Genomic DNA, 22,503 nt, shown 5'->3' on the forward strand with positions numbered 1-22,503 from the left:
CTCCAATGCTCTGGAATACAATAGGGATCAGTTTTATTGTAATAGCTGTTTTGACATACATCTGGATCAAAACGAAATCATTCCATCAGCAAAAAAATGCAGGAACTCCTGAACGCGAAGCATTTACGATTGAAATGCTAACTGAACAGGTGAAGAACTCGCTGCATGAATTAAGTCATAGTCAGCTTGGGGATATCGGTCTTCATGAAGAAGAATATCGCAGGAGAATCAATCAGCGTGCCGAGATGAGAAAAGCGCTGAAAGGCTGCGTCTCTGGCAGCATAAGTGACAAAACCTATGTAAAGAACCTGATCGCTGACTTACTTACTCGAAACATAGGTCTGAATAAAACCAATGTGGATGAAGTCATCCTTTTTGCGGAACCCGAGCTGCTATCCGTTCAAGACCAGTTTGAAATTGTCTTTTACCTGTACCGACAGCAGTTCGGCGTCGATGCCTTGTCACGCTTGATTGACACTTACGATCTGGGCAGACTCCGATTGGAGGATGGTGCTGAGGACGGCGGTGGATATTATGTTTCCGAAGAAGATATCCGGTATGTATTTGAGTGCGAATACCGTGAACTCGGATTTAGAGAAAAAACGGATATTATCGTTCAGCGGATATACCAACATTACAAAGGTTTCTCGGTTGTAGATGAAATCAGAGACCAGCGAATTGATGGAGTTAGCGGCGGGGTTAGCGGTATGCTGGATGCCATGCAAGATATCGGAATTAAGCACCCGGCTTCCTGGAATGATCTGTTGGAAGATGGCTTGGAGGATACACCCGTTGACGTTCCGCTAAGTGGTATGGAGAGTGTTTGGATTTTTTACAAAGGGAAGTCGATCCATCTTTCATTTTTATCGTTTGGCAGTACACGGGAGCTGAAGAGGGTTTGTCAGAATATTTATAAATATAATTATCCTGGTCAGTTATCTGAAGCGAATGGATATAAGGTTAACGAAATGAAGGATGGCTCTCGTGTCGTTGTGGTACGACCTCCTTTTGCAGAATCATGGGCGTTTTTTGTCCGGAAATTCGATATTCCCAATGCGTCGCTTGAGCAATTAATAACCGGCAGCAATGCCGAACTGCCAATCACATTACTGAAGTACCTCATGAAAGGAAGTCGTATTACAGCTGTGACTGGTGCTCAGGGATCTGGTAAAACGACGCTGCTGATGGCGATGGTCAAGCATATCTATGCCTCATACACGCTGCGTGTACAAGAAATGGCATTCGAGCTGCAGCTGCGTCGAATCTACAGTCGTCGTAATATTTTGAGCTTTCGGGAGACGGAACATATTTCAGGTCAAGAAGGACTGGATTTGCAGAAAAAAACAGATGGAACAGTCAACATACTGGGAGAGGTTGCGAGTGATGAGGTTGCTGCCTGGATGATTCAAATGTCGCAGGTGGCGAGTTTGTTCACTCTGTTTACCCACCATGCCAAGACATTCCGGGATCTGGTATTCTCGCTCCGCAACTCTTTGCTCAAAACAGGTATGTTTCAACATGAGCACATTGCTGAGGAACAGGTCGTCAGTGTCATCAATTTTGATGTGCACATGAAAAAGGACCCCGAAGGACGCAGATACATAGAGCGAATTACAGAGTGCCTGCCTCGTGCTGATCAGGTGGACAGTGTGGAAGAACGGGCAGGGTTTGCTTTTCGGAATGTCATTGAATACAAGGATGGCGAATATGTGGTAACCGCTCCCCTGTCACCTAGCTGCATTATGGATATGCGGGACCAAATGACATTGCACGATGCTGCACAGTTTGAACAGTTTATTGAGCGGCACTGGGGTGATATGCATGACAACTAAATCGTGGCTTATCCTTTTGCTGGGTATATGTATCTCCGGGCTCGTGATTACGCTCCTGACTCTCCAATTCTTTCAAAAGAGGGGGAAGGGCTTAAGCGATAGAGTTCCTGGAACAACAACTCCTGTTGCCAATCGAACGGTCTGGGTAAGGTCATTTCTGCTGCAGTCCTATCGCTGGGGTACGAGGGTGCCGATTTTGGCATCTTACACCTATTTGATTCAAAAGCGGATCTCATTCAGACATGTTGGAGATGAAGCCTCTTTACGGCGTATGACCATGACTGTTGTTCTGATTGTTGCGGGGGGATACGGAAGTATTAGTATCTTGCTGTTCTTCATGCAACCAGGGATTGCTTTCGTCATTTTGTCTCTACTTTGCGCTGTCGTAATCCATAGTCTTGTCGTGGACTTGTGGCTGAATCGCACAGAGAAACGGCTGCTGGTCCAAATGTTGGATCTGTTTGCGGACGTGCGACATCGGTACCATCAGCACGGGATGATCGAAGAAGCACTCTATGAAGCTGGAGAAGCTGGTGTGGGTGAAGCAGCTGATCAGGTATTGCTAATCTATGAGGCACTGACTTCACCAGATCCCAATGAAGCGTTGGAGAGGTATTACGAGATAGCCCCCAATCGATTTTTGAAGGCTTTTGCTGGCATCTCCTATATGGTGATGGAGTTCGGGGACAAGGACAGGGCTCAAGGTTCAATCTACCTGAAAGGTTTGGGAAACCTGACTCAGGAAATCCACTTGGAAATTTTGCGGCGTGACAAGTTGGATTACCTTTTAAAAGGATTGAATATGATTGCGCTGGCTCCGGTATTGTTTACGGCTCCCATTGAACGCTGGGCGAGAGGCAGTTTCCCGACCATGGATGAGTTTTACCGCAGCAAGCTTGGATTCATAACCAAAATATCAATCTATATCATCATAATTTTGGCCTACTTGCTGTTGCAGAGACTTCAGCATTACGATGAAACGCGATTCCGCTCAGGGCACAAACCTTCCATCATGGACCGTTTTTTGTACAACCAAAAATTCATTCGTAAATTGGCCATGTTGTTTGCTGCTAAACCAGGAAGTACAAATTATACCCAGACGGTAAGGTTGATGAGGGAGAGCAGCGCTGAATTAAAATACGAGTGGCTGGCGATCCGCAGACTGATGTTATTTGTGTGCTCCTTTGCACTGGCTATCGGTTGTATATTACTGCTTCATCAAATTGAACGAAATCATGTTCTATACGATCCGGTAAGAGATGACCGCATGTTTGGAGCAATGGCCGAAGCTGAACTGAAGCAGGCTGCCGAAAAAACAGCTTTGGACCGAGAGGTAATGGGGCGGTTAGGCATGAAACGTGGAACTAGTTATGATGACGTGTTTAACATGTTACAACAGGTTTCCCCCATCCCATTAGACTCTGATACACAAACTGAAACGAGTCTGCGCATCATTCAAAAGCTCGAAATATACAACAAGCAGTACTTGCACTGGTGGGAGCTGCTGATTGCCATCTTTATCGGCGCAGCCGGATATTACATGCCCATTTGGCTCATGATGTTCCAGCGTAAAATGCGAAGCATGGACATGAAGCATGAAATTTACCAATATCAGACGGTGATCTCCATTTTGCGTGAGATGGACCGGATGTCCGTTGAAGAGATTTTGGAATGGCTTAATCGCTTTGCCGTCATTTTCAAACGACCACTGCAAAAATGTCTGCTTCACTTTGAACATGGACCCGAAAATGCACTTGAGCAGCTGAAAGAGGATGCAGGATTGCCTGAGTTTCAGCGTTTGGTAGACAAACTGCAGCTTGCGCTGGGTAAAATTTCAATCCGGGAAGCGTTTGATGATCTGGACAGCATGATGGCTTTTTATTTTGATCAGCGGAAGCAGGAGTATACCAGAATGATAGATGTAAAAGCCTCATGGGGCAGAATGATTGGCTTTGCACCTATGTATGCCCTTATTTTTCTCTATCTGGTGATCCCGCTTGTTGGTATGAGCTTCCTGCAAATGAACATTTATTATGAACAAATTCAGAAACTGTAGCGGTTCAGGTTGAACCCGTTCAGGCTGATATACATTTATTTATCAAAACATAGGAGGATTTAACATGAACAATGCTTCAAGTGCTTTAAAGGTAGCCGCAGGGATCTTTTTGACGATTGCCCTTATTACGATTGTGGTACTTCTGTTTATTTCTGCTCAGGAGGCGACCAAAACAGCGCAAAATAATTTTGCGGATATTCAGACAGAATTGTCTCAGGCTGCATTTACGGTGTATGACGGGACAACGATCAGTGGCTCCCAAGTTACTAACGCACTGCGTAAGTATGCGGACAAGGATCAATTTGGTATCCAGGTCATTACAGGAAAAAACAAGGGTGGTCAGTGGTATGGCAATGAGTTGAACATTTCTCAGGATATTAATAATGCGGACTACGGTTCAGTCGTTGCTCCAGATAACAAAGTGGGCAGTATTAATCAGACGATGAGCGAAAAGGACAATCAATACGTTAACCCAAGTGGAAAGTTCAAGGCCGTAATCGTTAAAGACAAATCAAATGTGGTGAGAGGACTAATCTTCCAGCAATCCTGACAGGAGTTGGTTTCATTGTCCCAGAATACTCAGCAGCTCATGTTGTTTTGTACCGCAATTGTCCTGTTTGTAACAGCCTGCCTGTATGGACAACAAAGCGTTAGCGTATTGGTCAGTGCTTTGAGTTCCAGTGTGCACACGAATGAAGACATGGAAGGAAGAATAAATACAACATTAAGAATGAGCAAACCCCTTCGTTACAGCGGAGCTGAGGTGTTACATACGGTTAGACAAATGACGGGTACAGCGGTCGAAGTGCAGGTTGACGGGAAAAAGTATACGATAGACCCGCTTATCAACCGAAGTGTGACTATACCTGTTCATTTGTCGGCCTCCTATAAACCGGAGTTTATAAGAACTGATAGCGGGGAATTGCTTCGAATTGCATTTTGGAGGGAGGCCAGTATCAATTGATAAATGCTGTATCCAAGCTGCTAGCAGTTATGCTGGCAGTACTTCTGCTATATGTATATCCGACTGCGGAAACGGCAGATCGACAAGACGATATAGCGCGAATGGTCACATATCAGACGGTTACCCGTTTTGTGGATTCGGTCAGAACGAAAGGTTATATCTCTCCTGGGATGTATGCCGAATTTGAAGAACAGCTGGCGCGAACAGGCAATGTTTACGAGATTACCATGGAACATCTGCACAAAAAATATGTTCCTCACTACACGGATCTGATGGATCAAGGTACATTTACAGGAACGTATGAGACGGTACAGGATGCATATTACTCAGCGCAAATCTTAGAAAAATTGTTCCCTGTCTCGGGCACGTACGCAGCCGATGATCCGCTTCGTAGATACACACTGACCATGGGTGACTTTTTCACGATTACACTTAAAAATACCAATCCGACATCAGCCATGCTGATTCGCGAGTGGCTGAATGGTACGGCTCCTGCGGCAGCAGTGTTTACCACATATGGAGGCATGGTTCTCAATGAAGATTACTGATTTGTCCATTGTGTTTGTTCTGGTATTTCTACCCTTTTTTTGGATGGTTTCTCGGAATACCCATGATGCGGATGAAGCTCAGCTTCTTAATCAAAGGTATAGATCAGCCCTCCAAACAGCTGTATTGGACGCTGGAAACGTAATGCACCAGAATGAGAAGCAAAACAGTGAGGCAGGATATGATTCCACCAAATTCGTAAAGGCAGATAAAGAACTGGCTCTTCAGACATTCACTCAGACGATGGCCTTAAATATGGGCATACATGACGATCCAAAGGCAATACAAGCACTGTTGGATTACATACCGGCCATAGTTGTACTGGATTACGATGGTCATTATATCTTAGCTAAGGAAGCGGAGATGACTGGTGAGATTGATGATTCGTACCACCAGGTATGGAGTCCTAAAATGCCTTATACATATTCAGATTCAGACGGCAGCAGCATTAATTTTACACTCGACGGTTATGTATATGCTTATGATGCCGTTCAGGGTAAATGGATTGAAGGTTTTCAAAGGGAACTCGCTTCGACTAGTGGAATTCCATTGCTGCAAAATTCAGATTCGTTTGAGCAGGTCAGACAAACTCGCATCGTCATGAGCGTACAGGAGAATCTCGCCGAAGTCATTAATCGGCATAATGAGTTTGCAAGAAGAAACGGGATATCCTATACGTTTACCTTGCCTCTTATTTCTCAGGAGGATTGGTACAATACAATTAATGATACGGGGATCATGGCCTTTATTCAGGGCTTGCCTGTAGGGAGCCAGAAGGTAAACACCTATGCCATCGGAGGAGGAAGGTTGGTTAAAAGAACAGCAGTCATTGGAGGGATAGAACCTTCTACCGGCATAAAATATTATTATCCAGCAACTTGTAAGAATAACTTCCGAGCTGAAGAAGTTTTTACCGATGTGAAGCAGGCTGCGGCAGCGGGGTATTTTGAGGGGAATTGTTACATTAACAAGGTTGTTCACTGAGTATGACTGCTGCGCCTACTACATTGCTTTCAGAAAAGGCAGGTCCTGTGCTAAAATAGGGTTTCAGTTCAGAACTTGACCGGTATCAACAATACCGAATAAAAGTAATGTTAAATAGATAGGAGCAACCTCATCTCATGAGTTTATTGTCAGTGGAGAACGTCAGTCACAATTTTGGTGACCGCACGTTATTTAAAAATGTATCTTTTCGTTTACTTGCAGGAGAGCGTGTAGGCCTGGTCGGAGCAAATGGTGTAGGAAAGTCCACTTTAATGAACATTTTGACCGGAAAATTGCTGAAAGACAGCGGGAAAGTAGAGTGGACACCAAAAGTCCGTTACGGATATTTGGATCAGCATACCAAGCTGACTCCTGGCAAAACAATCCGCGACGTTTTAAAAGATGCCTTCCTTCCCCTGCTTGAACTGGAAAAAGAAATGATGGCCATTACAGACCAGATGGCTGACGCAGACCCAGACCAGCTTGAAAAACTGCTGGAAGAAATGGGTGAAATCCAGGAGCAGCTTGAGCAGGGCGATTTTTATTTGATTGATGTAAAAGTGGAAGAAATGGCAAATGGCCTCGGATTATCCGCTATTGGGCTTGATCGTGACGTCGCTGCTCTAAGCGGGGGACAACGGACCAAAGTATTGCTCGCCAAGTTGTTGCTCGAGAAACCGACGGCTCTTTTGCTGGACGAGCCAACAAACTACCTGGACGTGGAGCACATTGAATGGTTAACTCGATATTTGAAAGATTACCCTTATGCATTTATTCTGATTTCGCATGATACGGAGTTCATGAATGAAGTCGTTAACGTGATTTATCATCTGGAATTTGCTAAATTGACGCGTTATGCTGCCAACTACAATAAGTTTCTTGAAATGGCAGATATGCAAAAAGCACAACATATCGACGCTTATGAGAAACAGCAGGAATATATTAAGAAACAGGAAGATTTCATTCAGCGTAACAAGGCAAGAGCCTCCACTTCCGGACGTGCCAAAAGCCGCGAGAAACAGCTGGGCAAGATTGAACGAATCGATCGCCCGGATGAAGCAGCAAAACCGACATTTAAATTCAAAGATGCCCGTGCCAGCAGCAAAACAGTATTCGAGGGAATTGATTTCGAGATAGGTTATTCCTACCCTTTGCTGCCTAAGATGACAATGACCATTGAACGTGGTGAGAAAATAGCCATTGTTGGATGTAACGGTGTAGGTAAGTCGACACTTCTTAAAACCATATTGGGCAAAATCCCGCCGATCAGTGGTAAAACGTTCCTGGGGGATTATCTGGAAACGGCTTACTTTGAACAGGAAGTTCGGGCTGGCAACATTACGCCAATTGAAGATGTGTGGAACGAATTCTCCCATCTAACTCAGAATGAAGTACGCGGGCATTTGGCCCGCTGTGGTTTGAAAAACGAGCATATCACTCGTCCGCTGAGTGCACTTAGTGGGGGAGAACAAGCGAAAGTTCGCTTGTGCAAGCTTCTGATGCGTGAAAGCAACTGGATCCTGTTTGATGAACCGACAAATCACCTGGATGTAACAGCAAAAGCGGAGCTAAAACGAGCCTTGCAAGAATTTAAAGGTACAGTACTGCTCGTTTCCCATGAACCTGAATTTTATCAGGATTGGGTCACCAAGACATGGGACGTCGAAGCCTGGTCTGAGAAAAACTAGTTGTTGCGGAGCAATTTAGTGCTCTACAATCAAAACATTCATCAACATGAGTTTGAAAAATCAACGGTGACAAAAAAAGGTGACTATGGTAACATAGGCTACAACTTCATACGATCACTAGGGGGGCCGCTCGTTGCGGCTGAGATGGAATAATGCGATTCCGGACCCTTTGCACCTGATCTGGATTATACCAGCGTAGGGAAGTGGCGCGTTTTAGTTAATGATATGGGCAAATTAATATTCGATTTTGTAGCGAATGTGAATGCTCACAAGTGGAACATGAAGGTATCTCGTATATATCAGGGCTATGGTTTAATAGCTTGTATACCTGACAACTGGCATGTAAAGCTCATTTAACTAACTGGACATGTTATCGCGGCCACTCCCTACGGGAGTGGCTTTTTTGTGCTTACATATTGTGACGGCAAGGAAGGTGAAACCAAACGGATACCTTTAAAAAACCTGTGAATTCACTATCGTTTGAACTGCATGCTGTTTCGCCAGGGGTAGGGGATCAACAACGTTTTCTGAAGATTGCAGCGGATGCATGGCCTTGGCTTGACTATATCCACATTCGGGAAAAACATCTAACCACTGAACAAAAAATTCAATGGGCTCATAGTTTGCTGAACGCAGGAATTCCATCTGACAGGATCGTAATCAATGGTCTATGTGAGCTGAATAAGTTGGAAAAACATGTTTTCATTCAGAGGATTCATTGGGGCCAGTCCGATATGGCGACTACTCAAGGCAGCAGCCTGAACAAAAGCGATCGACTTCGTCTCGGTATTTCTGTTCACTCTCTTCACGAAGCTAGAGTAGCTGAAGAACGGGGAGCGGATTACCTCTTTTATGGTCATGTATTTTCCTCCAGCAGTAAACCTGGGAGCAAGCCGAGAGGGATATATGCACTGTCTGAAATATGCTCAGCTGTTTCCATCCCCGTAATTGCCATTGGCGGTATTGGACCGGCAAACATAGCAGCTGTACGTGCAGCTGGTGCAAGTGGTGCCGCAGTAATATCTTCTATCTGGGCCAGTGATAATCCGGAAAGCGCGGCAGCAGCCTTGAAGCGGGCTATCGAATGAATAACGGAGGTGAATGAATGAGCAGAGAAGCAAGAGGCCGAAGACGAAGAGGCAGCATTTACCGAAATGGAGCAGGTTGTACGACACAAATACGTGGAGAAATTCGTGGCAAGCTTCATGCGGAAACTATTGTTGTGGGAGGAGGCGTTATAGGTTGTGCCATCGCGTATGAGCTAGCTTCACGAGGTAAAGAAGTGATTTTAATCGAGCGTGCGCGTATTGCAAGTGAGACATCTTCTGCGGCAGCGGGCATGTTAGCTGCAGACAGCGAGACGTTTCATACTACTGTGATGTCAAAGCTAGCATATGAAAGTAGAAAACGACTGCATCAGCAAAAAGAACAGCTTGAACTACTAAGCGGCATTGAAATTGGCCTGCAGCAGAGTGGATTTATTACACCATTTCGGAATGAAGCCGAGATGAAAAAGTATAGCGATTCGAGAAGAAGTACAGTTTTGCCTACAGAGCAAATGTGGTGGGATCATTCCAATCTTCAACGTGAAGCCCCATGGATAAGCAAGGAAGCTTTCGGGGCTCTGTATAGAGCTTCAGAAAGTGAACTTCTCCCTGTCAATTTGGCACGTGCCTATGCGGGCGCAGCTCAAACAATGGGAGCCAAAGTAATCGAAGGTGTACAGAATGTAAGTCTAATTGCCGACTCGAGTGGAATCCAGGGTGTGGAAACGTCGATTGGAAGATTAACGTGTAAACATGTTGTTGTCGCAGCTGGATTACAAGGTGGAGAGATATTGAAGCAGGTGGGTCTTAACCTGCCCACTCTTCCAGTGAAAGGTGAAATTGCAGCAATACAATTTGCGAAACATGATGCAGATTACAGACCTGACAAGACTGTTTATGCAGATAATGTATACATTGTCCCCAAAGCAAACGGCGAAGTTTGGATCGGAGCTACCAGTTTACCGGGGCGCTCAGATCGGGAAGTTACTGTTGAAGGCATTCAAAAGCTGCTTGCATCCGCAGCAGGGTGGGTCCCTGGAATACAGCAAGCCCAGTTTATCCGTGCCTGGGCAGGGGTTCGACCATCAACCCCTGACGGTTTGCCTTATCTGGGAGCTTGTAAATGCGTACCCGGGTTATATACCGCGTTTGGACATTACAGAAATGGCATCTTACTTAGCGCAATTACCGGCAGCCTGATGGCTGATCTGATGGCTGGCCATTCTTCGGAGGAGCTTGGCATTGATGAATTGAGTCCGGAGCGTTTGAGCAGAAAGGAGATTATGCAGTGAACATCATCGTAAACGGGCAGAGCATGAACATTGAGGACGATTTAAATCATGTAGATCAGCTACTGCAATCTTTTAATTTGCAGGTGAAAACTGTGGTGGTTGAGTTAAATCGCCAAATTCTGATGAGGGAGCACCATGCATCGACCGTTTTAAGAGACGGAGACCGAATTGAGATCGTACATTTTGTGGGAGGCGGTTAAAACATGCTGAAGATAGGACATCATTCATTTCATTCTAGATTGTTGTTGGGTACGGGCAAATTTGACGATTTGGATATACAGAGTCAAGCGGTAGAAGCGTCAGGAACCGAAGTGCTGACTTTTGCAGTTCGACGCCTCAACTTGGAAGATCGGGATAAACGCCACTTCCTTGATACACTCGATTTGAAGCGATTCACTTTACTCCCTAATACCGCGGGTGCTTCCACTGCAGAAGAGGCCGTCCGAATCGCTGAACTTGCCCGTGCCTCAGGACTTTGTGATATGATAAAAGTAGAAGTGATCGGAGATGGGATCACACTGCTGCCAGATCCGATCGAAACGTACAAGGCCTGCGAGATCCTGTTGGAAAAAGGATTCATCGTACTGCCTTATATCTCGGATGATGTGATTTTAGCCAAACGGCTGCAGCTGCTTGGGGTTCATGCAGTCATGCCAGGAGCTTCACCGATCGGAGCAGGAAGAGGCATTATCAACCCGTACAACCTGGAAATCATAATGGAGCAAGCGGTTGTTCCTGTAATTGTGGATGCCGGATTGCGTTCCCCCAAAGATGCTGCTTATGCCATGGAGCTGGGGGCGGATGGTGTGCTGCTGAATACGGCGGTATCCGGTTCGGGAGATCCGGTTAAAATGGCAAAAGCGATGCGAATGGGAGTTGAAGCGGGAAGACTTGCTTATGAGGCAGGCATGATACCCGTTAAGCGTTATGCGGCAGCCAGCAGTCCGGCGGAAGGAATGGTTCATACATGATAGAAGAAACAAATTCAACGGAGCAAAGTGATCGATATTCGAGACAGGAACGATACGCTCCGCTTGGCAAAGAAGGTCAGTGCAGACTGAACAACAGCAGGGTTGTTATCGTGGGTGCCGGTGCACTGGGAACCGGCATTGCAGAGACGCTCGCCAGGTCAGGTATTGGACACATTACCATTGCGGACCGGGACTATGTGGAATGGAGCAACCTGCAGCGACAGCAGCTCTATGTTGAACAGGATGCAGTTCAGCGAATGCCAAAAGCCATGGCGGCCGAAAAACGCCTGCTCGATATCAACTCCTCGGTTGTCATTGAAGGCAAGGTGATGGATGTCCGTGCAGACGAGCTGGAGGATCTCATTCAAAATGCAGATCTTATCATGGATGCCACGGATAACTTTGATACAAGGCTGCTGATTAATGACATGTCCCAGAAATACCGCATTCCCTGGATTTATGGGGGGTGTGTGGGGAGTTATGGTATCACGTATACGTTCCTGCCCGGGGATACCCCTTGTTTGAACTGTTTACTTGGCGAGGTACCGCTCGGTGGAGATACTTGCGATACATCGGGGATTATACCCCAGGCTGTGCAGATGGTAACGGCGAACCAGACAGCAGAAGCGATGAAGCTGCTTAGCGGTAATGAAGGTGCGCTGCGGCGTAAGCTGTTGTCGTTTGATGTATGGCGGAATGAGTACATATCCATAAATGTGGATGGTGCCAAAAAAGCAGATTGTCCTTCCTGCGGAAATACCGCTTCCTATCCATACCTTTCCGCTGCAAATCTGGAGAAAACCGATGTGTTATGCGGTAGGGATACAGTTCAGATTCGTCCTTCTCGCTCCATGAAGCTGAATCTTCAAGATACGGCTGAGCGTCTGAGGAGGCTTGATGAAGGACCCGTTGAAGTCAATCCGTTCCTGATCTCTTTTACGACAGGTGTGCATCGATTGGTTATTTTTCAGGATGGACGTGTTCTGGTTCATGGCACAAAAGATACTGCAGAAGCTCGAACACTCGTACATCGATATTTTGGCTAAATGATTAAATTCAACAGTCTGTTCCCTATAGGGGAATGGACTTTTTCGTTTTACGGCATGCTAAGCAAACAATAGGTTGCTGTACTCCAGGTGGAAATGATAAGCGAATTGGTCATTTTACACCTTGACAGCGGTTGAGACAGGCCGGGTGAAACGAAATGAAAACGTCCATTTTACTTATTGGTGCCAAAGACCGAACGAACTCGATTAAGGAAGTGCTGTGTACCGAGAGTTACTCCGTTTTTGATATTAAATGGGAAGAACTGTATCAGGAACAGGACGCCCAGCTGGAAACCTGCAGCATGATTATTGGCATAGTGGATGAGGAGCACGACAATTCAATTGTCGAGGAACTGCAATGGCTAATGGAGTATAAGGAAGGCGTCGTTCCTATTATCGTGATTACACCACAGGCAACCCCGGAACAGATAGTCGCTTGGCTTGATCAAGGCGCAAATGATGTAATTGTTGAACCGTTTCAGTGGAAAATCGTGATGGCGAGAATTCGAAATTTACTCCGCGTCTTCTCGAATGCAGCCCGAACGGATGAGGAGGTCATCGTTGTGCATGATCTTAAAGTGAATCTGCGTTCACGCAGGGTAAGCCGTTCAGGGGAATACCTCATGTTGACACCAAAGGAATATGAACTGCTGGAATTTTTGGCCAGGCATGTGAATGAGGCGTGTACACGGAGTGCAATTCTAAGGGAAGTGTGGGGGTATGATTTTGCGATGGATACCAATGTAGTTGACGTATATATTAAACATTTGCGTGTTAAGGTTGATAAAGGTAGAGATATTAAACTGATCCATACCGTACGCGGCATCGGCTACATGCTTCATACTAATTAATGAATGACTTCCAACATTAATATGACGTAAAATTACCAAAATACGCCTGTTTGTAATCCTGAGAAATCCGGGTAAATATAAAAGGACCGGATCCAAGATCCGGTCCCAACTGCCTGTCTATAGTAGAAGTTAGATTATAACTACAGTACGCGGCGAGCTTTAATATATGTTCTTTTCCAAGTACCGGAATTCAGATCCGAGATGGTTACACCGGGAGAGCCGTAAGTGTGCAGAATTTTGCCATTGCCAGCGTATACTCCTACGTGAGTAATGTTTGAACCTGTGGAACGACTACCGCTCGAGAAGAATACCAGATCTCCTACACGCAGGTTAGCCTTCGATACAGCCTTACCTTCTTTGGATTGTTTAACAGACGTACGTGGCAAATCTACACCATACTTCTTAAAGATATATTTCATAAAAGAAGAGCAGTCAAAATATTTCGTAGTGGACGTTGACGCGCCAAATTTATACGGTGTTCCAGTAAATTTTTTGCCGTAGTTTACGATTTGTTGTCCAGTAGATACGGATGCAGTTGCTGCTTGTGCAACAGGTGCATTTGTCATTAATACAGCTCCAAAACCTAATGTAGCGCACAACCCGACGGTTACGGCCTTTTGGACTAAGATGTTTGTTTTCATGTTGTTTGTTACCTCCAAAATTCGTTTTCGTTAAGTTGCTAAAGCGAGTATAACAGGTTTGTAACAGCCTAGAAATTGGATACACCGCTATAATCCCTTGTACAGCCTAGGTTTGGGTTTCTTTATTAAAAAATAATTAAAAATGTCAAAAAATTAATCGTTGACTTATATGTTTGGACAGAAAACTAGAAAAGACCCTTGATAATCAAGGGTCTTTTCTAGTTATGATCTTATAATCCGTACATTTTATAGGTTACAAAAACGTAATAACTATCGTGGATACAGGTTTAATCTTTGCTCTGTATGATAAGTAATAATCCACTGTCTATGGATACAGTTCCTGTTGCTCCAAGGAGTTTATTGCTTATCCCCAAAGATTGTCCCATCCGAATGGTAGCTTGATCAAGAGGATACAGGAAGCCATCTAATGTAATACCCGTAACTTCTGGAGTGAGGGGCAGTAAGGAAATGTATTCATATCCCCGGTCCTCCACCTCTAATTTTGATGTTGTCAGCATCATATAGTTGTGTTCGTCCTGAATGGTACAGAAGATATGATGCTGCATAGCACGAACCATAATATGTACATTGGCCAAGGTGTGGTCCAGTCTAGTCCCCGTAGCTCCAAGCATCAGGATATGGGTGGGTTCGTGGTCTAGTGCCGTCTCAAAGGCCATTTCAGTGTCTGTCCAATCTTTTGCGATAGGATCAACCGTGATCATGCGCTCACTGTTTTCACGCACCAGTTGCCATTGCTGCTCTGTAATGGAGTCGAAATCTCCAACGGCTATATGAGGCTTTACGCCATGTTCAATTAAATACAGTGCTCCGCGATCGGCTGCGATAACCATATCATCCTGTCTAATTTCTTTGAGAAATTGAGGAGAGAGAGCCCCGCCTGTAAAAATCACAATGCGTTTCGTAGTCATTCCATTCATCCTTTCTATTAATGTAGAACGTATAACATCATTTCACAGTATTCACGAATGCTCTCAGTATAAAACACAAAATGTGGTTGCACAATTTCAGTCCTCGCGGATACAATGGGTAGAGCGACATGGAGATGACTTGAAAAGTGAGGTTTGAACAGGTTGGACTTGCACATTTTTGAAGTGTTCAGCATTATAGGCACCGTTGCGTTTGCAATGTCTGGTGCTTTCGTAGCGATGGAAGAGGAATATGACATCTTGGGCGTGCTCGTATTGGGGCTGGTGACCGCCTTCGGTGGCGGGGTTGTTCGTAATGTGCTAATTGGAGTGCCTGTTACTACGCTATGGAGTCAGGGTGGACTAATTATGCTAGCACTGGTATCTGTTGCTGTAGCGTTCTTGCTTCCTCTGAAGTGGATCGGTCACTGGAAGAGAACAGAAGCGCTATTTGATGCGATCGGACTGGCGGCGTTTGCCATCCAGGGTGGACTGTATGCTGCTAATATGGGACATCCCATCAGCGCGGTAATCGTTGCTGCAGTACTGACGGGGATCGGTGGAGGAATTATTCGTGATTTGCTTGCAGGCCGCAAGCCACTAGTCCTCCGCGACGAGATCTATGCGGTATGGGCTATGACAGCCGGATTTGTTATAGGTATGGGATGGTTTACCTCGAATGCGGGACTGTTGATATGTTTTGCAGCAGTTGTATTTTTCCGGATGTGTTCTGTACATTATAAATGGAAGCTTCCTCGCCGGTCCTTGGTAAGCGCAGAAGCAGTTCCATCACAGTCTTCACAGTCAGCGCTTAAGCGTACGTTAAGCAAGGGGGAGTAATCATGATTCGTGTTTTGTTTGTTTGTCTTGGTAACATATGTCGATCACCTATGGCAGAGGCGGTATTGCGTCACAAGATAGAGGAAAGAGGACTTCAGCACCAGATTCAGGTGGACTCGGCTGGCACAGGAGATTGGCATATTGGCAAGCCTCCGCATGAAGGAACCCGCAAGCTGCTGGATTCGCTCCAAATTTCCTATGCCGACATGGCTGCTAGGCAATTTGGAAGTGCTGACTTTGAACAATTTGACTACATCGTCTGCATGGATAATTCCAATGTTGCCAATGTGCGTAAGATAACTGGCGGAGCCGAAGCGGATATTATGAAATTCATGGACCTTCTTCCGAATGAATCCCTTCGGGAAGTGCCCGATCCATACTTTACAGGTAACTTTGAAGAAGTGTACAAGCTGGTAGAAGCGGGTTGCAATGTACTTTTGGAGCAAATTCAAAAAGATCATTCTCTTGCCTAATCCTAAGAGGTACAGGATTCGTTTCAAAAATGAGGTTATAGACAAGCAGGGGATTCCTGCTTTTTTTAAGAGGATTTTTGTAAGCGTTATCAAATAAAAGGAAAAAAATAGCGGCCAATACAGCCGCTTATAATATGAAGCACACTAGTTCTCTTGCAAGAAATATAACAAGGCTTCAGGCAGTTCCTTTTGCCAAAATCCCCATTGATGATGACCATCCTTTTCCCGATAAGAGACGTTAGCACCGCGCTTTTCCAGTAAATCACGTGTGTCCCTGTTTAGCTGAACAAAATCATAAGTGCCGGTATCTGCCTCAAAGGCAGTTTCCTGTAAACCGACGATCATCCAGATGGAAAGCCAGGACAAGTCTTCTTCAGCTGCATAGATTTCCTGGGAGGCAGAATAGAAGGCACCAGACATGCTGATCACCCGTGTGAACAGATCCGGATAGAGCAGGGCCAGATGCAATGAAACACTGCCACCAAGGGAATCGCCAGCCAGAACGCGTTCCTGTGGAGAGCGTCTTACCGGATATTTCTCTTCAATAAAGGGAATAATCTCTTCAGCAAAGCATGAGGTATATGCTTTGAATCGATTACCGAATGGAGCATATTCCTGGGTTCGAACGGAGACATCAACCTGAACACCTACAATAATGAAAGGTTCAGCACCCTCATCCAGAATAATGCGGTTGGCAGTCGTAGCAATACGACCAAAGTTAAAGAATTCTTCGCCGTCCTGACAATAAACGACAGGGTAGCTGAGTAATTCGTTATAGCCTGGTGGAAGATAAATTCGAAGTGTGCGCTTCTCTCCAAGATAGCGGCTATCGATTTCTTCCTTTACAATCGTACGTTTCAAATAGCGGGAATCCGTCATAAAACGTCACCTTTCTCGGTTTATTTTTGCATTCGTCCGCGCAATACGGTAAGATTAACCTGGTGCGGGGATAGGTCAAACACGCAATCATGTATTATGCTGTTATACCAATATTAAGCCCCTGTTATACATACAATCCGGAAGGAAACATAAAAAAATTACGGATATCTTTGACGTATGCAGTGAAACAGGTGTATAATAATATTATAACAGCGGAACTTGATATTCAAATTTTTTGTTGAGGTGAAGAAAAAAATGAGCAAGGTTCCTTATGAAGTGTATACGGAGGATGTAGAAGCTCTGTCCGTGCTGTCTCCTGACGGCGAAATTGTAAACAAAGACATGATGCCTAAACTTTCCGACGATCAATTAAAAGAAATTATGTACCGCATGGTATTTACCCGTACTTGGGATGACCGTGCAGTAAACCTGGGCCGTCAAGGTCGTCTTGGTTTCTATGCTCCAGTATCTGGACAAGAAGCAACAATGGTTGGTAGTGAGTTTGCACTTGAGAAAGAAGACTTTATTGCTCCAGGCTATCGCGATATTCCGCAACTCGTGTGGCACGGACTTCCTCTTTATCAAGCATTCTTGTACTCCCGTGGACACCAACATGGTGGACAAATTCCTGATGGCGTTAACGTATTGATGCCGCAAATCATCATTGGTGCACAAATTCTGCACGCAATGGGTATTGCTATGGGTTATAAACTGAAGAAACAAAAGCAAGTTGTTATTACGTACACAGGTGATGGCGGTTCTTCTGAAGGTGACTTCTATGAAGGTCTGAACTACGCTGGTGTATACAAACTGCCAGTTATCTTCTTCGTACAAAACAATGGTTATGCCATCACAACTCCTTTTGCTAAACAAACAGCAGCTCTGTCCATCGCTCACAAAGCGGTAGCAGCAGGTATCAAAGGTGTTAAAGTTGACGGTATGGACATTTTCGCTGTTATCAAAGCGGTTCAGGAAGCTGCTGAACGTGGACGTAACGGAGAAGGCGCTACATTGATCGAAGCGGTAACTTACCGTTTCCGTCCTCACTCCCTTTCTGACGATGCTTCCAAATATCGTACAAAAGAAGAAGAGGCTGAATGGAGCGAAAAAGATCCAATCGCACGTTTCGCTAAGTATCTGGAGAAAAAAGGTCTTTGGACTGAAGAAGATACAGCTCGTGTGAAAGAAGAAGCAAAAGCTAAAGTGAATGAAGAGATCAAAAAAGCGGAAAAAACCGAGAAAATGACGATTTCAGGCTTGATCGACAGCATGTTCGAACAAACGCCTAAGCACTTGGAAGAGCAAAAAGCTGATTTCCAATAAGTTTTTTCCGATAAAGCATAAACATCCGGCGCCGGCTCTGGTGTCTCGGTATACATGTATGAATTCAAATGTGAACTGTCAATGTTTAAGGAGGAAATGAAGCAAATGGCACAATTGAACATGAAAGAAGCAATCCGTGATGCGCTTCGCGTTGAGTTGAAACGTGATCCTAACGTTCTGCTTTTCGGTGAAGACGTAGGTAATGTAGGCGGCGTTTTCCGTGTAACGGAAGGTCTGCAAAAAGAGTTTGGCGAAGAGCGTGTATTTGATACTCCACTGGCTGAGTCCGCTATTGGTGGTTTGGCTGTAGGTTTGGGTATTCAAGGCTTCCGTCCGGTAGCTGAAATCCAATTCGTAGGTTTCATCTTCGAAGCACTTGACCAAATGGTAGTGCAAGCTGCTCGTATGCGTTTCCGCTCCGGTGGAAAATATAATTCTCCAATCGTATTCCGTACACCATTCGGTGGCGGTGTAAAAGCGGCAGAATTGCATACAGATTCTCTGGAAGGTTTGCTCACGCAAACTCCGGGTATTAAAGTAGTAGTTCCTTCTAACCCTTATGATGCAAAAGGTCTGATGATCGCTTCCATCCGCGACAACGATCCTGTATTCTTCATGGAGCACTTGAACCTGTACCACGCTTTCCGTGCAGAAGTGCCTGAAGAAGACTACGTTGTTGAACTGGGTAAAGCAAACGTTGTTCGTGAAGGTTCCGACGTTACGATCATCACTTACGGTATGATGGTTCATACTTCCGTTAAAGCAGCGGAAGAGCTTGAAAAACAAGGAATCAAAGTTGAAGTCATCGACCTTCGTACGATCAGCCCGATCGACATCGATACTGTTGTTGCTTCTATCAAGAAAACAAATCGTGCAATTGTTGTACAAGAAGCTCAAAAGAGCGCAGGTGTTGCAGCTGAAGTCATTGCCCAAATCAATGAAAAAGCTATTCTTCACCTGGAAGCTCCGGTTCTGCGTGTAGCTGGTCCGGACACTGTATATCCATTCGCACAAATTGAAGATACATGGCTGCCTAACCCAGCACGTATTGTTGCTGCGGTTAACAAAGTCGTAAATTTCTAATTTGATCATCTGACATGCCGCAAGGCGCAGTATGGTGATTGACATCGCAGCACAGGCTGCACTGTAAACAGCCATTAGCCCCTTGATTGACAGTTATTTGCATTAGCAGTAACAGTTAGTTCTTGGAGCTAAGGGTTGTTTTCAGGATTGAGCACATAATCAAGGAGGTTTTTCAGTTGGCTAAATTTGAATACAAATTCCCTGAACTAGGCGAAGGCCTTCACGAAGGCGAAATCATCAAGATGCACATCAAAGTCGGGGACAAAGTAACTGACGACGATATCATCATGGAAGTACAAAACGACAAAGCGGTAGTAGAAGTACCTTGTCCGGTTAACGGAACAGTTACTGAAGTATTCGCTAAAGACGGTCAAATCTGTCATGTTGGTGAAGTAGTTGCTGTTATCGATGCAGAAGGCGAACTGCCTGAGCAAGACGACGCTCCTGCTGGCGACCAAGGTGCACAAGAGAAAGACGCAGCTCAAGGCGGAGCTGACACTAGTGGTTCTTCTGCAGCAGCTTCCAGCTCGGATGCAGCTCAAGAAGGCGGCAACAACAGCGTTCCGGCAGTACCTGCCAAAGACGTTCTGGCAACTCCAAGCGTGCGCAAATTTGCTCGTGAGCAAGGTGTAGACATCGCTCAGGTTAACGGCACTGGAAACAACGGTAAAGTAACCAAAGAAGATGTTGAATCCTTCAAAAATGGTGGCGGCCAATCCGCAGCAGCTTCCGCAGCTCCTGCTCAAGAAGAGAAAAAATCTGCACCAGCAGCGGCAGCAGCTGACCAACGCCTTGAAGAAGAGCGCGTACCATTCAAAGGTATCCGTAAAGCAATCTCCAATGCTATGGTTAAATCGGCTTACACTGCACCTCACGTTACAATCATGGACGAAGTGGACGTAACCGAGTTGGTTGCTTTCCGTACTCGCATGAAACCAATCGCAGAGAAAAAAGGAACGAAAGTTACTTATCTGCCGTTCATCGTTAAAGCATTGGTTGCAGCTTCCCGTCAATTCCCTGCTCTGAATGCAATGATTGATGAAGAAGCTAACGAAATTGTTTACAAAAAATACTACAACATCGGTATCGCAACAGATACAGACAACGGCTTGATCGTTCCTGTTATCAAAGATGCTGATCGCAAATCCATCTGGATGATCGCTGATTCCATTCGTGATCTGGCAGCTCGTGGCCGTGATGGCAAATTGAGCGCTAACGAAATGAAAGGAAGCACAATCTCCATCAGTAACATCGGTTCTGCTGGCGGTATGTTCTTCACTCCGATCATCAACTTCCCTGAAGTTGCAATCCTCGGAACTGGACGTATCAGCGAAAAAGCGGTTATCAAAGACGGCGAAGTTGTTGCAGCACCTGTAATGGCTCTTTCCTTGAGCTTTGACCACCGTATCATCGATGGCGCAACAGCACAAAACTTTATGAACTACATTAAACAGCTGCTCGCTAACCCTGAGCTGCTTGTTATGGAGGTGTAAGATATGGTAGTAGGCGACGCTTCTCTCAATATCGACACATTAGTAATTGGTGCGGGTCCTGGCGGCTACGTAGCTGCCATCCGCGCTGCTCAACTGGGCCAAAGCGTATTGATTGTAGACAAATCCGAGCTTGGTGGCGTTTGTTTGAACCGCGGATGTATCCCGTCCAAAGCCCTGATCTCTGCTGCACACCAATATGAAAATGCACTTCACGGTGAAGCATTCGGTATTTCTGCTGAAAACGTAAAAGTGGACTTCGGCAAAACTCAAGAATTCAAAAACGGCGTTGTTAAAAAAATGACTGGCGGCGTAGCTGGTTTGCTTAAAGGCAACAAAGTTGAAGTTTTCAACGGTGAGTGCATGTTCATCAACGAAAACGAAGCGCGTGTATTCAACGATCACGAATCTCCGCGTTACAAATTCAAAAATGCAATCATTGCAACAGGTTCCCGTCCAATCGAACTGAAGCCTTTCCCATTTGGCGGACGCATTCTGTCTTCGACAGAAGCATTGAACCTGCCTGAAGTACCGAAAAGCCTGATCGTTATCGGTGGCGGTTATATCGGTGCTGAGCTTGGTCAAATGTACTCCAAATTCGGTGCTAAAGTAACGATCATCGAAGGTTTGGATACTGTACTGCCAGGATTCGATAAAGACATGACTAGCCTTGTGGCTAAAAACATGAAGAAAACAGGCATCGAAATCGTAACGGGTGCAAAAGCTGAAAGTGCTGAGCAAACGGACAAAGATGTAACTGTTAAATATTCCGTAAATGGTGAGTCCAAAGAAGTAACTGCAGACTACCTGCTTGTTACTGTTGGACGTCGTCCAAACACGGATGGTGAGCTTGGTTTGGACCTGATCGGTGTTGATGTTGACGAGCGTGGATTCGTTAAAGTTGACCACCAAGGCCGCACTAGCATTCCTCACATCTTCGCAATCGGTGATATCGTATCCGGTTTGGCACTTGCCCACAAAGCTTCTTATGAAGGTAAAGTGGCTGCTGAAGCAATCGCAGGACAACCATCTGTAGTTGACTACAAATGTATGCCAGCTGTTGTATTTACAGATCCAGAGTGCTCCAGCGTAGGTTACACTGAAAAAGAAGCCAAAGAAAAAGGCTACAAAGTTAAAGCAGGTAAATTCCCTTATGCGGGTAACGGCCGTGCAGTATCTTTGAACCATGCTGAAGGCTTCGTGAAAATCGTAGCTGACGAAGAAAGCGGCCTTGTACTTGGTTGCCAAATCGTTGGTCTGGAAGCTTCCAACCTGATTGCTGAGCTTGGTCTTGCAATCGAAATGGGTGCTACTCTGGAAGATCTGGCTCTGACTATTCACGCTCACCCAACTTTGGGCGAAATCGTGATGGAAGCTGCGGAACTGGTTATGGGTCACCCGATCCACATCATTTCCCGCTAATATCGTCTAAGCTTCAGACTCGTCCGGCATCATACGTAAATCAAGAGGTGAATAGCGCTAACGCGTTATTCGCCTCTTTTTTTGTGAGTGTAGAAGGCTTCCGTAGAGTTATATCATGTACATTGTGTTGTAAACATGGGCAAAATTGAA

22 protein-coding genes and 1 riboswitch are annotated in these 22,503 nt (G+C 45.3%); of the genes, 19 read left to right on the plus strand and 3 right to left on the minus strand.

Annotation, left to right across the window (positions count from 1 at the left end):
* The first annotated feature begins 5 nt into the window (after window positions 1-5).
* The 13 genes from ABIC22_RS21015 to ABIC22_RS21075 all read left to right on the plus strand — a co-directional run bounded on the left by ABIC22_RS21015 (window position 6) and on the right by ABIC22_RS21075 (window position 13,276).
* A complete protein-coding gene (locus ABIC22_RS21015; RefSeq protein WP_354483513.1) occupies window positions 6-1,832 on the plus strand; it encodes an ATPase, T2SS/T4P/T4SS family in 1,827 nt (608 codons plus the stop codon).
* Window positions 1,822-3,888 (plus strand): hypothetical protein, encoded by a 2,067-nt coding sequence (locus ABIC22_RS21020; RefSeq protein WP_354483514.1) that lies wholly within the window; start codon window positions 1,822-1,824, stop codon window positions 3,886-3,888. The genes ABIC22_RS21015 and ABIC22_RS21020 overlap by 11 nt, the downstream gene beginning before the upstream one ends.
* A gap of 64 nt (window positions 3,889-3,952) precedes the next feature.
* The gene (locus tag ABIC22_RS21025; protein ID WP_095286462.1) at window positions 3,953-4,438 is read left to right on the plus strand and encodes an ABC transporter permease; all 486 of its coding nucleotides are present in this window, start codon (window positions 3,953-3,955) and stop codon (window positions 4,436-4,438) included.
* A 15-nt stretch (window positions 4,439-4,453) separates the two neighbouring features.
* Window positions 4,454-4,852 (plus strand): hypothetical protein, encoded by a 399-nt coding sequence (locus ABIC22_RS21030; RefSeq protein WP_354483516.1) that lies wholly within the window; start codon window positions 4,454-4,456, stop codon window positions 4,850-4,852.
* Window positions 4,849-5,400 carry a hypothetical protein gene (locus ABIC22_RS21035; RefSeq protein ID WP_354483518.1) on the plus strand — a complete coding sequence of 184 codons (552 nt, stop codon included), beginning with the start codon at window positions 4,849-4,851 and terminating at the stop codon, window positions 5,398-5,400. The genes ABIC22_RS21030 and ABIC22_RS21035 overlap by 4 nt, the downstream gene beginning before the upstream one ends.
* The gene (locus ABIC22_RS21040; protein WP_354483520.1) at window positions 5,387-6,382 is read left to right on the plus strand and encodes a hypothetical protein; all 996 of its coding nucleotides are present in this window, start codon (window positions 5,387-5,389) and stop codon (window positions 6,380-6,382) included. Before ABIC22_RS21035 ends, ABIC22_RS21040 begins: the two co-directional genes overlap by 14 nt.
* A gap of 137 nt (window positions 6,383-6,519) precedes the next feature.
* Window positions 6,520-8,070 carry an ABC-F family ATP-binding cassette domain-containing protein gene (locus tag ABIC22_RS21045; protein ID WP_095286466.1) on the plus strand — a complete coding sequence of 517 codons (1,551 nt, stop codon included), beginning with the start codon at window positions 6,520-6,522 and terminating at the stop codon, window positions 8,068-8,070.
* Between the two features lie 109 nt (window positions 8,071-8,179).
* Window positions 8,180-8,289, plus strand: a riboswitch (TPP riboswitch).
* A gap of 245 nt (window positions 8,290-8,534) precedes the next feature.
* Window positions 8,535-9,158: a thiamine phosphate synthase gene (locus tag ABIC22_RS21050; protein WP_354483523.1), complete on the plus strand. Its 624-nt coding sequence runs from the start codon at window positions 8,535-8,537 to the stop codon at window positions 9,156-9,158.
* 17 nt (window positions 9,159-9,175) lie between these two features.
* The gene (gene thiO / locus ABIC22_RS21055; protein WP_354483525.1) at window positions 9,176-10,408 is read left to right on the plus strand and encodes a glycine oxidase ThiO; all 1,233 of its coding nucleotides are present in this window, start codon (window positions 9,176-9,178) and stop codon (window positions 10,406-10,408) included.
* Window positions 10,405-10,608, plus strand: a complete 204-nt coding sequence (gene thiS, locus ABIC22_RS21060) for a sulfur carrier protein ThiS (RefSeq protein WP_127536719.1) — start codon at window positions 10,405-10,407, stop codon at window positions 10,606-10,608. Before thiO ends, thiS begins: the two co-directional genes overlap by 4 nt.
* 3 nt (window positions 10,609-10,611) lie before the next feature.
* Complete coding sequence (locus ABIC22_RS21065; protein ID WP_354483527.1) at window positions 10,612-11,379, plus strand: thiazole synthase; 768 nt, start codon at window positions 10,612-10,614, stop codon at window positions 11,377-11,379.
* Window positions 11,376-12,425 (plus strand): ThiF family adenylyltransferase, encoded by a 1,050-nt coding sequence (locus ABIC22_RS21070; protein ID WP_354483529.1) that lies wholly within the window; start codon window positions 11,376-11,378, stop codon window positions 12,423-12,425. The genes ABIC22_RS21065 and ABIC22_RS21070 overlap by 4 nt, the downstream gene beginning before the upstream one ends.
* A gap of 158 nt (window positions 12,426-12,583) precedes the next feature.
* The gene (locus ABIC22_RS21075; protein ID WP_354483531.1) at window positions 12,584-13,276 is read left to right on the plus strand and encodes a winged helix-turn-helix domain-containing protein; all 693 of its coding nucleotides are present in this window, start codon (window positions 12,584-12,586) and stop codon (window positions 13,274-13,276) included.
* A gap of 140 nt (window positions 13,277-13,416) precedes the next feature.
* Here the strand turns inward: ABIC22_RS21075 and ABIC22_RS21080 are convergent, their stop codons facing one another.
* Together ABIC22_RS21080 and ABIC22_RS21085 are read right to left on the minus strand one after the other, a co-directional pair.
* Window positions 13,417-13,917 (minus strand): C40 family peptidase, encoded by a 501-nt coding sequence (locus ABIC22_RS21080; protein ID WP_095286473.1) that lies wholly within the window; start codon window positions 13,915-13,917, stop codon window positions 13,417-13,419.
* A gap of 287 nt (window positions 13,918-14,204) precedes the next feature.
* Entirely contained in the window at window positions 14,205-14,846 is a 642-nt protein-coding gene (locus tag ABIC22_RS21085; protein WP_354483533.1) for a thiamine diphosphokinase, read from the minus strand.
* 168 nt (window positions 14,847-15,014) lie between these two features.
* On the opposite strand from ABIC22_RS21085, the gene ABIC22_RS21090 reads away from it, so the two are divergent.
* Window positions 15,015-15,683, plus strand: a complete 669-nt coding sequence (locus tag ABIC22_RS21090) for a trimeric intracellular cation channel family protein (RefSeq protein ID WP_095286671.1) — start codon at window positions 15,015-15,017, stop codon at window positions 15,681-15,683.
* 2 nt (window positions 15,684-15,685) lie between these two features.
* The gene (locus ABIC22_RS21095) at window positions 15,686-16,156 is read left to right on the plus strand and encodes a low molecular weight protein-tyrosine-phosphatase (RefSeq protein WP_354483535.1); all 471 of its coding nucleotides are present in this window, start codon (window positions 15,686-15,688) and stop codon (window positions 16,154-16,156) included.
* A gap of 144 nt (window positions 16,157-16,300) precedes the next feature.
* On the opposite strand, the gene ABIC22_RS21100 is transcribed toward ABIC22_RS21095, so the two are convergent.
* Complete coding sequence (locus tag ABIC22_RS21100; RefSeq protein ID WP_336781971.1) at window positions 16,301-17,035, minus strand: alpha/beta hydrolase; 735 nt, start codon at window positions 17,033-17,035, stop codon at window positions 16,301-16,303.
* 255 nt (window positions 17,036-17,290) lie between these two features.
* Between ABIC22_RS21100 and pdhA the strand changes: the two genes are divergently transcribed.
* The 4 genes from pdhA to lpdA all read left to right on the plus strand — a co-directional run bounded on the left by pdhA (window position 17,291) and on the right by lpdA (window position 22,353).
* Window positions 17,291-18,358: a pyruvate dehydrogenase (acetyl-transferring) E1 component subunit alpha gene (gene pdhA, locus ABIC22_RS21105; protein ID WP_095286477.1), complete on the plus strand. Its 1,068-nt coding sequence runs from the start codon at window positions 17,291-17,293 to the stop codon at window positions 18,356-18,358.
* A 105-nt stretch (window positions 18,359-18,463) separates the two neighbouring features.
* Window positions 18,464-19,441, plus strand: a complete 978-nt coding sequence (locus ABIC22_RS21110) for an alpha-ketoacid dehydrogenase subunit beta (RefSeq protein WP_095286478.1) — start codon at window positions 18,464-18,466, stop codon at window positions 19,439-19,441.
* A 176-nt stretch (window positions 19,442-19,617) separates the two neighbouring features.
* On the plus strand, window positions 19,618-20,934 hold the full coding sequence (locus tag ABIC22_RS21115) for a dihydrolipoamide acetyltransferase family protein (RefSeq protein WP_154893821.1): 1,317 nt from the start codon (window positions 19,618-19,620) through the stop codon (window positions 20,932-20,934).
* Between the two features lie 3 nt (window positions 20,935-20,937).
* Window positions 20,938-22,353, plus strand: coding sequence for a dihydrolipoyl dehydrogenase (gene lpdA / locus ABIC22_RS21120; RefSeq protein WP_095286480.1), 1,416 nt, complete (start codon window positions 20,938-20,940; stop codon window positions 22,351-22,353).
* The last annotated feature ends 150 nt before the right edge of the window (window positions 22,354-22,503 follow it).

It is taken from the genome of Paenibacillus sp. PvP094 (genome assembly GCF_040546835.1).
GTDB lineage: Bacteria > Bacillota > Bacilli > Paenibacillales > Paenibacillaceae > Paenibacillus > Paenibacillus illinoisensis.